Here is a 13,171-nt window from a genome sequence, read left to right as displayed (position 1 = left end):
GTTACGTGCCCGGCCGGACAGTGCGGCTCTCAGGGCCTAGCGTGTCCCCTTGTGCAGCCGATCTTTCACACCGCTCTGATCGTCGCGGCGATCCTCTGCCTGAGCGACCTGATCGTCAGCACCGCCCGGTTCGCCCGTTCGCTGCGCCGGAAACGACCGGCCGAGCAGGACGTCCTCGGCCGCCGCTGGCTGCCGGTCCCGGAGCTCGGGTTCGGCATGGTGGCGTTCTGCTGCCCGGGCCTGGTGACGCTCGGGATCACCCATCACGACGCGACCGACCTGCCGACCCGGCAGATCCTGCTCGCCGCCCTGGTTTTCGGGTACGCCGGTGCGGTGCTCTCCCGGGTCGTCCGGACCCCGGGTCCCGGCGGACGCCGGTTCAAGCTACGCGCCGGCCTGCTGCTCGGCCTGCCGGCCGTGTTCGGACTGGTCTTCGGCCTCTCGGGTATCGCGGCCTGAACAGCGGGACGCCCCGCCGACCGCGGGCAGCTTGCGCGCCCACCCGTCCGCTCACCGTCAGTCACGCCGGTCATTGGGTCATTCCGGTTTGGAGGGCTTGCGCGTAGGGAATTTTCCTATACATGACCGCCCCAGAAAATATCCAACGTGCCCGGGTCGCCCGGCGTACCCTGCTCGGCGCGAGCGCCGGCGGCGTACTGCTCGGTGGACTCGCAGCTGCGACACTGCCCACAGCAGCCCACGCGGCTCCCGCGCCGCGCTGCTACACGCGCACCGAGTGGTCGGCGCGCCCGCCCAAGTCCGCCACCCAGGTGATCGCGAAACCCGACCACATCGTCATCCACCACACCGCGAGCCCGAACGTCACCGACTACTCGCTGGCCGCGGCGTACAAGGTGCAGCACTGGATCCAGGACCTGCACATGGACACCAACGGCTGGATCGACATCGGCAACCAGCTCACGATCAGCCGCGGCGGGTTCCTGATGGAGGGCCGGAGCAAGTCGTTGTCGGCGATCAACAACGGGCAGAACGTGCTCGGCGCCCAGACCGCGAACCAGAACAGCCACACGATCGGCATCGAGCACGAGGGCATCTACGTCACCGAGAACGTGACGGTCGCGCTGTTCGACATGTCGGTGCTGACGTGCGCCTGGCTGTGCACGAAGTACGGCCTCGACCCGCATGCCGCGATCGTCGGGCACCGCGACTACAACACCACCGAGTGCCCGGGCGACGTCTTCTATGCGCGCCTCCCGGAACTGCGGGATCGCGTGGCCGCGGTCATTTGATGTCAAGGTGACGGTGACGGCTCCGACCGTTGGGTGACAGCATCCACCAGGAGGAGCATCCACATGTCACAGGTCCGGATTCACAACTTCGCGATCTCCCTGGACGGGTTCGGCACCGGTGCGGGCCAGTCCAGGGAGACGCCGTTCGGTCACGCCGGCGAACGGCTGCACGAGTGGTTCGTCGGCACCAGGTACTTCCGTTCGAAGGACGGCCTGCCCGGCGGTACCCAGGGCGTCGACAACGCGTTCGCCGAGCAGCACGAACCCGGTATCGGCGCCGAGATCATGGGCGCGAACAAGTTCGGCCCGCCCGGCTGGCAGGACGATGCCGGCTGGACGGGGTGGTGGGGTCCGAACCCGCCGTACCACAGCCCGGTGTTCGTACTCACCCACCGCCCGCGCCCGTCGGTCGAAATGGACGGCGGTACGACGTTCCACTTCGTCGACGCGACGCCGGAAGAGGTGCTGGCGCAGGCCCGGGCGGCGGCCGGTGACACCGACGTACGGCTGGGTGGTGGGGCGACGGTGATCCGCGAGTTCCTGGCCGCGGGTCTGGTCGACTACATGCACTTGGCCGTGGTCCCGATCGTGCTCGGCCGCGGGGTCCGGCTGTGGGACGAGCAGGAGTCGCTCGAGCAGACCTTCGACATCCAGGCGGTGTCCTCGCCGAGCGGCGTGACCCACCTGAGCTTCACCCGGAAGTGAACCGCGCAGGGCTCCGATAGGTGACGCGCCGGATCAGCACTTCGAACGGACCGCGGTAGTTCGCGCGCCGCATCCGGTCGGCGAGCAGTACGGTCGCGCACCAGGTCGCGACGGCGAGGATCGCTGTCGTGGTCGTGGTGAGTGTGTTCGAGAGATCGAGCAGGTACGGCGTGAACACGACGGCCCAGACGACGGACTGGAACAGGTAGCACGTCAGCGATCGTTGTCCGACCGCGGCGATCGCCCGGGTGATCGGTCGCTCCCCGACCCGGTGCGCGACCAGCACCAGCAACGCGGCGTACCCGAGGCCGCCGAACACACCGGCTGCGTCGTGCAACGGACCGAGGATCGTCAGGGCGTGGTCGCTCGGCCGGGTCAGTACGCCGCCGACGACGAGCGACATCGGCAGGGCGCCCGCGACCGCGATCGTGAGGCCGAGCAGGGCCGTTGTCCGGAGCAGGGTCAGGTGCTCGGCGGGACGTTCGAGGATCCGGCGGCGCCCGGCCCACAGACCGATCAGGAACGGCGTGACGAATCCGATCCAGGCAAGGCCGGCGATGAACGGCTGCACAGTGATCCGCTCCGCGAGCTGGCCGAGGAAGCCGGCCGGCAGCATCGACGGGTCGGGTCCTTCGGCGGACGCGGCGAGCGTGTCGTCGCTCGGGAGCGCCGTGAGGATCAGGACGAACGCGGCGACGGCGAACAGCCAGCGATCCTTCCAGCGCAAGGCCCAGACGCCGAGGAACAGCAGCACGCCGTACGCCGCGAGGATGTCGCCGATGTACAGCAGCATCGCGTGCGCGAAACCGAGCACGACCAGGACGAGGCTGCGGCGCCAGAGCAGCCTGCGGATGCCGCGCTCGTCGGCACCGCCAAACTGGTCCGGCCCGGCGCGTTGGCGGCGGACGATCTGGGCCACGCCGTACCCGAAGAGGACGCCGAACATCGGGAACGCGCGGCCGTCGACGAGGGTCGAGATCAGCGTGCCGAGGATCCGGTCGAGCGGCGATCCGCCGGTCGGGAACCCGCCGAAGTAGGCGGCGCCGACGACGAAGTAGTGCGAGTTCGCCAGCGCGATGAACAGCAGCATGAAGCCGCGCGCGAGGTCCGGGCCGAGGGCGCGCTCACGGAGTCCGGTCGGGCCGCCCTGGGTGTCCATGCCCGCCAGCCAATCCGTTCCGGGCCGGTGTCACATCCGACGAAGGTACCTGCCGGGTGAACCTTTGTCGTTGTTCGATGGAGTGCGTGCACGACGAAGCCCTGACTCGTTGGCAGCGCGGGTGGTCTGCCGCCCGCGGCTGGAACGACGCGCAACGCGTCGACGACGTGGCGGTGGTGCGGGTGGGCGAACCGCAGCGCCGGGTCGAGTACGTCGCCACCGAGCCGAACGCGACCGCCGCCGCCCATCTCGCCCTGATCGACTGCAACCCGCCCGGTACGTCGTGGCTGAAGATCGCGACCGCCGAACCTGAACGAGTGGTGGGCGAACTCAGGCCGCTCGAGTACGTCCGCACCGAGTGGCTGATGACGATCTCCCTTCCGGATCAGGCACTCCACCCGGTGCCCGCGCCGTACGCGGTCGAGGTGACCGGCGGGCCGTCGCTGATCGACGTACGGATCTACGGGTACGGCGAACTCGCCGCCGGCGGCCGGATGTCGATCCTGCACACCGGCGCCGTCGCCGACATGATCCACACCGACCCGGCCCACCGCCGCCGCGGCCTCGCCCGCGCCGTCATGACCACCCTCGCCACCACCGCCGTCGCCCGCCACACCACCACCGCCCACCTGGCCGCCTCCCCCGAAGGCCGCCCCCTCTACAACTCCCTCGGCTGGACCACCCTCACCCCCCTACTCGTCGCCCGAACCACACCACCGTGAAACAGCTCATCGCCTTCACCGGAGGTGGGGTGGGATCACGTGGTGCGGATGCGGAGTGAATACCCCCAGTTGGAGCGCGCGCACCTGGTGGTGGATGCGATGGATTCGGTCGAGATGAACCTCGGGCTGGTCCGGACCTACATTCGGCGTACGTAAGAGGTTGGTGACAGGCGTGGGGTCCGGCCGCTCGACCCAGTAATGTGCTCCCGTGCCTCAGCTTCGGGTTGCTCTTGCTCAGATCGATGTGACCGTGGGTGACATCGACGGGAACACCGACAAGATCGTCGCGTGGACCCGGAACGCGGTCGAGCAAGGTGCGCATGCCGTCGCGTTTCCCGAGCTCGCGCTGACCGGCTATCCGGTGGAGGACCTGGCACTGCGGGCGTCGTTCGTGGACGCGTCCCAGGCGCGGATCAAGAGCCTCGCGCGACGACTCGCCGACGAGGGCCTCGGCGACATCGTGGTGATCTGCGGATACCTCGACCGGGCCGGCGGTACGGCGATGGGCATCGACCGGCTCGGCCGGCCGAAGGGCTCGCCGACCAACTCGGCCGCGGTCATCCACCAGGGCAATGTGATCACCAGCGCGGTCAAGCACCACCTCCCGAACTACGGCGTCTTCGACGAGTTCCGGCACTTCGTCCCCGGCAACACGCTGCAGGTCGTCCGCGTGCACGGCGTCGACGTCGCACTCGTCATCTGCGAGGACCTCTGGCAGGACGGCGGCCCGGTCGCCGCCACCCGGGAAGCCGGCGCGGGCCTGCTGCTAGTCGTCAACAGTTCGCCGTACGAGGCCAACAAGGACGACGTTCGCGGCGACCTGGTCCGCCGCCGCGCCCGCGAGGCCGGGTGCGCGCTCGCGTACGTGAACCTCGTCGGCGGGCAGGACGAGCTGGTCTTCGACGGCGACTCGCTGGTCGCGGACGCCGACGGCACGATCATCGCCCGCGCCCCGCAGTTCGAGCAGGGCAGCATGATCGTCGACCTCGAGCTCCCGGCCGCCTCCGGTACGCCGTCCGGTACCCACCAGGGCATCGAGATCGTGCACACCGTGCTGCAGTCCGACGAGCTCCCGCCGTACGAGGCGATGACCCCGAGCATCGCGCCGCGGCTGTCCGACGAGGCCGAGATGTACGGCGCGATCGTCACCGGACTCCGCGACTACGTGCAGAAGAACGGGTTCAAGTCCGTGCTGCTCGGGCTGTCCGGCGGCATCGACTCCTCGCTGGTCGCCGCGATCGCCTGCGACGCGATCGGGCCCGAGCACGTGATCGGTATCTCCAACCCGAGCGTGTACTCCAGCGACCACTCCAAGGACGACGCCGCCGAGCTCGCCGCCCGCACCGGCCTGAACTACCGGGTGATCCCGATCCAGCCGATGGTGCAGCCGTTCCTCGACACGCTCGGGCTGACCGGGCTCGCCGAGGAGAACCTGCAGGCCCGGGTCCGCGCGGTGATCTGGATGGGCCTGTCGAACTCCGACGGCCACCTGGTACTTGCCTGCGGCAACAAGTCGGAGCTGTCCGTCGGGTACTCGACGATCTACGGCGACGCGGTCGGCGGGTACGCGCCGCTGAAGGACCTGCCGAAGACGCTGGTCTGGCGGCTGGCGAAGTGGCGCAACGAGGACGCGAAGGCGCGCGGGCAGCAGCCGCCGATCCCGGAGAACTCGATCGCGAAGCCGCCGTCCGCGGAGCTCCGCCCGGGACAGCAGGACACCGACTCGCTGCCGCCGTACGACCTGCTCGACGACATCCTGGACGACTACGTCGAGCAGGACCGCGGCAGCGCGGAACTCGTCGCCGCCGGGTTCGACACCGAACTGGTCACGAGGGTCATCCAGCTCGTCGACCGAGCCGAGTACAAGCGCCGGCAGTACCCACCAGGCCCGAAGCTCACGCACAAGGCCTTCGGACGGGACCGCCGGGTGCCGATCACCAATGCATGGCGTGAGGACGCACGGAAGGCAGCCGAGCACTGAGCGACTCCTGGCGGTACCGCCCATCCCAGCCCGACAACATGGGCCAAGAATCCGCGTGGGGCTCCACCGAGGAACCCGGCGAAGGCTCCGGCCTGCCTGCCCGGGATGTGAGCTCGTCCACAGGCGGTGGCGCTTACCCACCGCGACAGTGGGACGATGACGGCATGGTTGACAACTACCTGTCGGCCGGTACCCCGGGTGAGGACGACGGGTCGCCCTCACCGTACGGGACCGGACCGAAGAACCAGGCAGCCGACGACAACCGCCGCTCGGACTACGACAACGACAGGTGGCGGGACCGCGGTCCCGTCCTCGACCCGTCGCCGTCGCTGCCGAACGCACCCCGGACGTACGAACGCGGGCCGGTTCCGCAGCAGCCGTACGTCCCGAAACCGCCGTACCTGCCGACCGCTCCGCCGCCGCCCGGGCAGCAGCCGTACTACGAGGCAGCGCGCGAGGAGCAGAACCCGTTCCGTCCGCAGCAGCCGCCCGCGCAGGGGCGGCCGAGTCCGTTCGGTCCGGGGGCCAGCAACACGACGCCGCAGCGTCCGGCGGCTCCTAGTCCGTTCGCACCGCAGAACAACGGGCAGAGCAGTAACGGGCCCGGCAGTAATGGTCCCGGCAGCAACGGGACTAGCAGTAACGGGCTGCCTCCGCAGCAGCCGCCACGTCCTCCGCAGCGCTTGCAGCCGCCGGCTCCGCGCCCGCAGGACAACCCCGAGCGCCGCCACGAACCAGGCCCGGGTCCGGAACCCATCTGGGGCCAGTCGTCCGCCCCGCGCCCACCCCAGCCGTGGGAGAACCGCAATCCCGGACAGCCGTACGACAACCGTGCGCAAGAACCGGTCCAAGGGGCAGGGCAGACCGAGGACGCGTTCAGCACCCGTTGGCCCCTCGACCGCCCGGACACGCCCGACCAGACCCAACCGAACGAGCCCCGGCGCCCCGAGCCTCACGACCCAGCACGCGCCTACGGCACCGGCCGCTCCCAAGAGGCAGCACGAGCAGCCCACCCCCAAGACACCCACCAGAACGGCGCCCCCGCACAGAACACCCGCAGCCCGTACGACGGCCCGCAGCAGACCGACGCCCACCCACAGAACGGTCTCACGGCACGCGACGCCCGCCCCACGGACGACCCACGCCGCACGTACGACGAGGCACAGCAGGCGGACGCCCACCCACAGAACGGTTTGGTGGCACGCGACGCCCAGCCCGCGGACGACCCGCGCCGCACGTACGACCGGCCGCAGCAAGCGGACGCCACCCACAGGCAGAACGGCGTACCGCCACGCGACACCGATCCCGCGGACGACCCGCGCCGCACGTACGACGGGTCGCGGCCGGCGGACGCCGCCCACGAACAGAACGGCCTTCCGGCGCGTGACGCCCACCCCGCGGACGGCTCGCGCCGCATGTACGACGGGCCGCAGCAAGCGGACTCCTCCCGGCCACAGAACGGTTTGACGGGACGCGAGGCCAGCCCCGCGGATGAGCCGCGTCGGGCGGATGAGCCGCGCCGGGCGGACGACGGGAGCGGCGCTCGCGCGCAGAACGTACAGCAGTCACGTGACCCCCGGCCTGCGGAGAACACTCGCCGGGGGTACGGCGACGTACAGCCGGGTGCCGGGTATGGGCAGAACGGGTTGCAGAAGCACGACGAGGATCTGGCTGAAGACACGCAGCCGCAGGAGATCCGGCTTCGGGGTGAGGTGACGCCTCGGGAGTCGGGGCGGGGCTCGGGAGACAACGGATATCTGACGGATCCGAGTGCGGAGTACGAGATCAACGCGCCGGTGAGCGACGCAGTTGCTTCGTCCGGTACGCAGCCGCAGGCGAATACGTCCGGCGAGCAGCAGGCGACTGCGTCGACTGGACCGAGTACGTCGGCCGGGCCGGCCGGGTCGGCTGCGTCGGCCGGGTCAGCTGGATCGGCTGCATCGGGCGGATCGGGCGGGTCGGCTGGATCGGGTGGGTCGGCTGGATTGGTTGCAGCGGGTGGGGCGGTTGGGGCGCGGCGGCGGGCTGGGGTGCAGCAGGATGCGCCTAGTCAGGTGTCGGCGGAACAGGTCACCTCCCACCGGGCTGGACGGCGCGCGTACCAGGCAGCTACCGACGGACCGCCGGCCGACAACAGCGTGCCCGCGGCGCCCACGGATGCTGAGGTTTCGCCGTACGGCGGGCCCGCGAAGCCGGCCACGGGTAACAGCAAACGGCCAAGGCGGTACCGCGTGCACCATCTGCGCGACTTCAAGAGCCGTGGTGAGAAATGGGCGATGCTCACCGCCTACGACCAGTACACCGCCGAGATCTTCGACCAAGCAGGCATTCCGGTGCTGCTCGTCGGCGACTCCGCCGCGAACAACGTCTACGGCTACAGCTCCACCCTTCCCGTCACTGTCGACGAACTCATCCCACTCGCCCGGGCAGTGGCCAACGCCGCCGAGCACGCGCTCGTGGTCGCCGACCTTCCGTTCGGTTCGTACCAGGCGTCACCCGAGCAGGCCTTCCACACCGCCGTACGCTTCATGAAGGAAGCCGGCGTCCACGCGGTGAAGCTCGAAGGCGGGCGGACCGTCGTACCGATGGTGGAGAAGCTCACCCAGTCCGGCATCCCGGTGATGGCGCATATCGGGTTCACGCCGCAGAGCGAGCACAGCATCGGCGGCTATCGCGTGCAGGGGCGCGGCGATCAGGCGGCCGGCCTCATCGACGACGCGGTCGCGCTGGCCGCGGCGGGTGCGTTCTCGGTGGTGCTCGAGATGGTGCCTGGTGATGTCGCGGGCGAGATCACCAAGCGGGTGCCGATCCCGACGATCGGCATCGGCGCGGGCCGCGACACCGACGCGCAGGTGCTGGTCTGGCAGGACATGGCCGGGCTGCGCGCGGGCACGATGCCGCGGTTCGTCAAGCAGTACGCCGACCTGCGCGGCATCCTCACGAACGCGGCCACGACGTACGCCGCCGAGGTCGCGAACGGCGCGTTCCCGGGAGACGAGCACACCTTCTAACACGCAGTACGGACGTCGTCGCTCTCCGAAAGCAGGTGCCGAACCCTTGTCCGGCCCGACATCGCGGGTTCAGGATGTTGGGCGGCAAAGGGGAGGCCGATGATGATCCGTCGATTCGTTGTTGCCGCAGGGGTTTCGTTCGCACTGGTTGCCGGAGCGATGACGTCGCTTCCGGCGGCGACCGCCGTACCGGTCCAGGCGAAACCGTCGAGCTACACACCACCGCCGATCCAGTGGGGTACGTGCGCGAGCGCGGGACTGGCCAGGCGTGGTGCGCAATGTGGGTACGTCGAAGTACCGCTGGACTACAGCCGTCCGGACGGGACGAAGATCCAGCTGGCGGTGTCGCGCATCAAGCACAAGACACCCGACGCGCAGGCCCAGGGACCGATGCTGGTGAACCCGGGCGGACCAGGTGGTTCCGGTCTGACGCTCGCGGTGCTGGGCGAGTTCGTCCCGAACCACGGCGGCGATCCGTACGACTGGATCGGCTTCGATCCGCGCGGCGTCGGGTCGAGCGTGCCGTCGCTGCACTGCATCGCGGACTACGCGGGGTACAACCGCCCGTTCTACATTCCGGTGACGCGCCAGGTCGAGCACGTGTGGATCCAGCGCTCCAAGGCGTACGCCCAGGCCTGTGACAGCGCCCAGCACGCGCTGCTCGGTCACCTGACCACGGTGGACTCAGTGCGTGACATGGAGAGCATCCGCAAGGCGCTCGGCGCACCGCAGATCAACTACTACGGCTTCTCGTACGGCACGTACCTCGGCCAGGTCTACGGCACGCTGTACCCGGACCGCCTGCGCCGAGCAGTGTTCGACGGCGTCGTGAACGCGACCCGCGTCTGGTACCAGGCGAACCTCGACCAGGACGTGGCGTTCAACAAGAGCGTGAAGGTCTTCTTCGCGTACGTCGCCGCGCACGACTCCACCTGGCACCTCGGCACCACCGAGGCCGCGGTCGAGAAGCAGTACTACAAGCAACTGCTGAAACTCGCCGGGCATCCCGCCGACGGCAAGATCGGCCCCGACGAGTGGACCGACATCTTCACGCAGGCGGCGTACTACGTGTACGGCTGGGTCGACGTCGCGGGCGCGTTCGCGGCCTGGGTCCACGACGCCAACGCCGCGCCGCTGGTCGCCCTGTACGGCGGCCCGCCGTTCGACGACAACCTGCTCGCCGTGTACCTCGGCGTGTCCTGCACCGACGCGAAGTGGCCGACCAACTGGAACACCTGGCGCCGCGACAACTGGAACTACTTCGCGAAGGCGCCGTTCCTCACCTGGGCGAACGCGTGGTTCAACGCACCGTGCGCGTTCTGGCCGGCGAAGGCCGGGAACCCGGTGAAGGTCGACGGCAGCCGGGTCAAGAGTCTGCTGATGATCAACGAGACCCTCGACGCGGCCACGCCGTACTCGGGCGCACTACAGACCCGGAAGACGTTCCCGCACTCGGCCCTGATCGAAGGCGTCGGCGGCACCACGCATGCAGGTTCGCTGTCCGGGGTCGCATGCACCGACGACCGGATCGCGGCGTACCTCCTGACCGGTGCGCTACCGGCACGGGTGTCGGGTAACCGGTCCGATGTGCAGTGCGCACCAGTACCCGCGCCCCAGCCCGCCGCCGCCCTGAGTCCGGCCGCCAAAGCCGCCTCGAGTCTGGCGGCTGAGCGTCACGCGCTCACCCAGTTAGATCCACGGTAGGGCTGATCGTTCGGTCCAGTACTCCTCGGGTTGCTGTACGAACTCGAGGAGCGGACCGTCGACGTGGTACGCGAGATTGCTGGCAAGTTGTTCGGCCGTGGTGGCTCCACTGAGGACGATGTCCGCCCAGGGTTGGGCCACCGCGGCGCCGATCGCCAGCGCGTCCGGCGTGACGCCGTGCTGGTGCGCGAACTCGTTGAACGGCGTCTCGCCGGCACGTGCCGTCAGGCGGCCGTTCGCGACGGCCTCCTTGACGACGACGAACCAGCCGGCGTCGTGCGCTTCGGCCAGTGCTGCACCGGCCGAGGTCTCCAGTACGTTCCACGTCGCCTGTACTGCGGAGAACGGCGTACCGGAGGTCATCGCCTTGCGCAGTGTCTCGGCCTGGCGCGGGCCGCTCGTGGACAGGCCGACGCGTACGCCGGAGTCCGCGAGTTCACGCAGCCGATCCAGCAAGCGTTTGTCCTCGAGCGCCGGACTGTCGGCCGTCAGACTGTGCACGAGGTAGAAGTCGGGCGGACTGCCGAGGGCCTGCAACGTCTCGGGCCATTGCCGTTCGAAGGTAGCGAGGCTGTGGTCCTTCACCTCGTGGGTGTCCGCGTCGTGCCGCCAGTCGGCGACGTACGTGTAACCCCACTTCGAGCCGATGGTCAGGTGGGTACGGCGTTCCGCTGTCAGCCAGGTGCCGAGAAACTCTTCGGCAAGACCGTACGAACGGGCGGCGTCGAAGTACCGAACACCTGCTTGCCACGCCTGCTCGAGCAGCGCGTGCGTCCGCGCGCGCAGGTCCTCGACCGCACGCCGCGGCGGCAGGTCCTCGTCGTGCCCGAGGTTGATGTACCCAGGACGCCCCAGCGCCGCAAGCCCTAGACCAATCGTTGCCATGCCACCGATCGTAGGTGTGGACGGCAACAACTGTGAGACGCGCCGCACGAGTCGACACTTGGTCGGAGTTGTCCTTTAGCGTTCTGTGGTGTGACGGAATCTACGGTTCGGCGGCGGACGACGGCCCGCGTACTGCCGGTGCGCCCGGACGGCAGGGTCCTGCTGCTGCACGGCTGGGACCCGCTGAAGCCGGACACGACGTACTGGTTCACGATCGGCGGCGGTGTCGAGGACGGCGAGACGATCGCCGACGCGGCCTGCCGGGAGTTGCGCGAGGAGGTCGGCATCGAACTGCCGGCCGCCGAGCTCGGTACGCCGCTCGCGACCAGCACGATCGAGTTCGAGTACGGCGGCAGCCGGATCATCCAGCACCAGACGTTCTACGCGGTCGCGGTGGACCGCGTCGACGTGACGTTCGCGAACCAGGAGGAGATCGAGCAGCAGACGATCAGCGAACACGGCTGGTGGTACGGCGACGATCTCGAGGCGACCGGCCTGGCCGCACACGCCACGATCCCGGGCCTGCTCCGCCAGGCGACGGACGCGATCACGTTGCGCCGGGCGTCCTGACGGTCAGCGCGCCCGCGCTTCCTTCAGTACCTTCTTCGGGATCTTCTTGTCGACCTTGTAGTGCACGCGATCGAGCCGCTCGGCGCAGCCTGCCTTGGACAGGCGCATCAGGACCACCGGGCACTTCTTGCACCTCGGCTTGTCCTTGCAGCACTTCTTCTTCGCGGTCATCGACGACACCCGGTGAGTGTAGGTGAGGCATACCTAACCCGTCCAGACGCTGAGCGCCGATCGTGGCGGACATCACGCCGGTGTCCCGTGAGTGCCTCAGCACTCACGGGACACCGAGCTGTCCGCTCAGCAAACTGCGTGCCTCGACGAGTGACGGTCCGTACCAGGTCAGATGCCGGCCGGACACACACTTCGCGGGTTTGCCGAACGCCTCCGGTCCGTCGTCCGGCGAAAACGCGTAAGGCTCGTCCGGCAGCACCACGATGTCGTACTCGGGTAACGCGTCCGGGTCGATCCGTGGATAGCGTTCACTGGATTCTCTCAGGATGTTGTCGATACCAATACGCGTCAGCAGATCGCCCGCGAACGTGTCACGGCCGAGTGCCATCCATGGCCGCCGCCAGATCGGTATCACCGCGCGCCGGCGCATTCCGTCGTACGGCGTACTCCACACCTCGCGCGCATCGTGCAACCAGCGCGGTTCGGCGCCGACGATCGCGGACAGCATGCGACCGAGTGAGTCCAGTGATTCGGGAACGGTCGTCGGCGCCGTCACCCAGACCGCGATTCCGGCAGCTCGCAACGCGTCGAGATCGACGGCGCGGTTCTCCTCGGCGTTGGCCAGGACGACGTCCGGCGCGAGTGCGCGGATGGTCGCGAGATCAGGATTCTTGGTACCGCGGACGCGCGTCACATCGAGGTCCGCGGGATGCGTGCACCAGTCGGTCGCACCAACGATTTTGCCCGCGTCGGTGGCCGCGATCGACTCGGTCAGCGACGGCACGATGCTGACCACGCGACGCACCTCGCGAGGTAGTTCGACGACGTTGTGCAGGTCGTCGTACATGCTCTTCGACTCCTCCTCGATCAGGACGTTGCCGAGGACAACACTCGCCGATCCGGCCAGATCCGGGCCGAATCTGCCGCGTGTCGCCAAGAATTTATTGTCCGTCTCCGGCATGCTCGGCGTGCGGCGGAATCCCTTCTCTACAAGGATTTTGGGCATTTACCCC

Annotated in this window: 12 protein-coding genes; 8 read left to right on the top strand and 4 right to left on the bottom strand. The window is 69.0% G+C overall.

Going from position 1 to position 13,171, the window contains the following annotated elements; genetic code table 11:
- Positions 1–51: 51 nt before the first annotated feature.
- The 3 genes from JOF29_RS38335 to JOF29_RS38325 all read left to right on the top strand — a co-directional run bounded on the left by JOF29_RS38335 (position 52) and on the right by JOF29_RS38325 (position 1,955).
- Entirely contained in the window at positions 52–459 is a 408-nt protein-coding gene (locus JOF29_RS38335; protein WP_209699209.1) for a hypothetical protein, read from the top strand.
- Positions 460–581: 122 nt separating this feature from the next.
- The gene (locus JOF29_RS38330) at positions 582–1,250 is read left to right on the top strand and encodes a peptidoglycan recognition protein family protein (RefSeq protein WP_209699208.1); all 669 of its coding nucleotides are present in this window, start codon (positions 582–584) and stop codon (positions 1,248–1,250) included.
- 63 nt (positions 1,251–1,313) lie between these two features.
- Complete coding sequence (locus JOF29_RS38325; RefSeq protein WP_209699207.1) at positions 1,314–1,955, top strand: dihydrofolate reductase family protein; 642 nt, start codon at positions 1,314–1,316, stop codon at positions 1,953–1,955.
- On the opposite strand, the gene JOF29_RS38320 is transcribed toward JOF29_RS38325, so the two are convergent.
- Entirely contained in the window at positions 1,942–3,114 is a 1,173-nt protein-coding gene (locus JOF29_RS38320; protein WP_209699206.1) for a DUF418 domain-containing protein, read from the bottom strand. The genes JOF29_RS38325 and JOF29_RS38320 overlap by 14 nt on opposite strands.
- An 86-nt stretch (positions 3,115–3,200) precedes the next feature.
- Between JOF29_RS38320 and JOF29_RS45765 the strand changes: the two genes are divergently transcribed.
- The 4 genes from JOF29_RS45765 to JOF29_RS38300 all read left to right on the top strand — a co-directional run bounded on the left by JOF29_RS45765 (position 3,201) and on the right by JOF29_RS38300 (position 10,532).
- The gene (locus JOF29_RS45765) at positions 3,201–3,836 is read left to right on the top strand and encodes a GNAT family N-acetyltransferase (protein WP_209699205.1); all 636 of its coding nucleotides are present in this window, start codon (positions 3,201–3,203) and stop codon (positions 3,834–3,836) included.
- Between the two features lie 208 nt (positions 3,837–4,044).
- The gene (locus tag JOF29_RS38310; protein WP_209699204.1) at positions 4,045–5,817 is read left to right on the top strand and encodes an NAD+ synthase; all 1,773 of its coding nucleotides are present in this window, start codon (positions 4,045–4,047) and stop codon (positions 5,815–5,817) included.
- A gap of 164 nt (positions 5,818–5,981) precedes the next feature.
- Positions 5,982–8,828, top strand: coding sequence for a 3-methyl-2-oxobutanoate hydroxymethyltransferase (gene panB / locus JOF29_RS44125; RefSeq protein WP_245359844.1), 2,847 nt, complete (start codon positions 5,982–5,984; stop codon positions 8,826–8,828).
- Positions 8,829–8,927: 99 nt separating this feature from the next.
- On the top strand, positions 8,928–10,532 hold the full coding sequence (locus JOF29_RS38300) for an alpha/beta fold hydrolase (protein ID WP_209699203.1): 1,605 nt from the start codon (positions 8,928–8,930) through the stop codon (positions 10,530–10,532).
- On the opposite strand, the gene JOF29_RS38295 is transcribed toward JOF29_RS38300, so the two are convergent.
- Positions 10,518–11,417 (bottom strand): aldo/keto reductase, encoded by a 900-nt coding sequence (locus JOF29_RS38295; RefSeq protein ID WP_209699202.1) that lies wholly within the window; start codon positions 11,415–11,417, stop codon positions 10,518–10,520. The genes JOF29_RS38300 and JOF29_RS38295 overlap by 15 nt on opposite strands.
- Before the next feature lie 90 nt (positions 11,418–11,507).
- Here JOF29_RS38295 and JOF29_RS38290 point away from each other — a divergent pair, with 90 nt between their 5' ends.
- Complete coding sequence (locus tag JOF29_RS38290; protein ID WP_209699201.1) at positions 11,508–11,987, top strand: NUDIX hydrolase; 480 nt, start codon at positions 11,508–11,510, stop codon at positions 11,985–11,987.
- A 3-nt stretch (positions 11,988–11,990) separates the two neighbouring features.
- Here JOF29_RS38290 and JOF29_RS38285 read toward each other — a convergent pair whose 3' ends face one another.
- Positions 11,991–12,167, bottom strand: coding sequence for a hypothetical protein (locus JOF29_RS38285; RefSeq protein WP_209700309.1), 177 nt, complete (start codon positions 12,165–12,167; stop codon positions 11,991–11,993).
- A 94-nt stretch (positions 12,168–12,261) separates the two neighbouring features.
- Entirely contained in the window at positions 12,262–13,164 is a 903-nt protein-coding gene (locus tag JOF29_RS38280) for a helical backbone metal receptor (RefSeq protein ID WP_307863902.1), read from the bottom strand.
- Between the last annotated feature and the right edge of the window lie 7 nt (positions 13,165–13,171).

The sequence above is a fragment of the Kribbella aluminosa genome (assembly GCF_017876295.1).
GTDB classification, from domain to species: domain Bacteria; phylum Actinomycetota; class Actinomycetes; order Propionibacteriales; family Kribbellaceae; genus Kribbella; species Kribbella aluminosa.
The sequence above is the reverse complement of the archived record's forward strand: the minus strand, read 5'-3'. Positions and strand labels throughout refer to the sequence as shown.

What these genes read in the sequence shown, in the direction of transcription:
- JOF29_RS38330 (WP_209699208.1), top strand. Translation starts at nt 582, where the DNA reads ATGACCGCCCCAGAAAATATCCAACGTGCCCGGGTCGCCCGGCGTACC.
- JOF29_RS38325 (WP_209699207.1), top strand. Translation starts at nt 1,314, where the DNA reads ATGTCACAGGTCCGGATTCACAACTTCGCGATCTCCCTGGACGGGTTC.
- JOF29_RS38320 (WP_209699206.1), bottom strand. Translation starts at nt 3,114, where the DNA reads ATGGACACCCAGGGCGGCCCGACCGGACTCCGTGAGCGCGCCCTCGGC.
- panB (WP_245359844.1), top strand. Translation starts at nt 5,982, where the DNA reads ATGGTTGACAACTACCTGTCGGCCGGTACCCCGGGTGAGGACGACGGG.
- JOF29_RS38300 (WP_209699203.1), top strand. Translation starts at nt 8,928, where the DNA reads ATGATGATCCGTCGATTCGTTGTTGCCGCAGGGGTTTCGTTCGCACTG.
- JOF29_RS38295 (WP_209699202.1), bottom strand. Translation starts at nt 11,417, where the DNA reads ATGGCAACGATTGGTCTAGGGCTTGCGGCGCTGGGGCGTCCTGGGTAC.
- JOF29_RS38280 (WP_307863902.1), bottom strand. Translation starts at nt 13,164, where the DNA reads ATGCCCAAAATCCTTGTAGAGAAGGGATTCCGCCGCACGCCGAGCATG.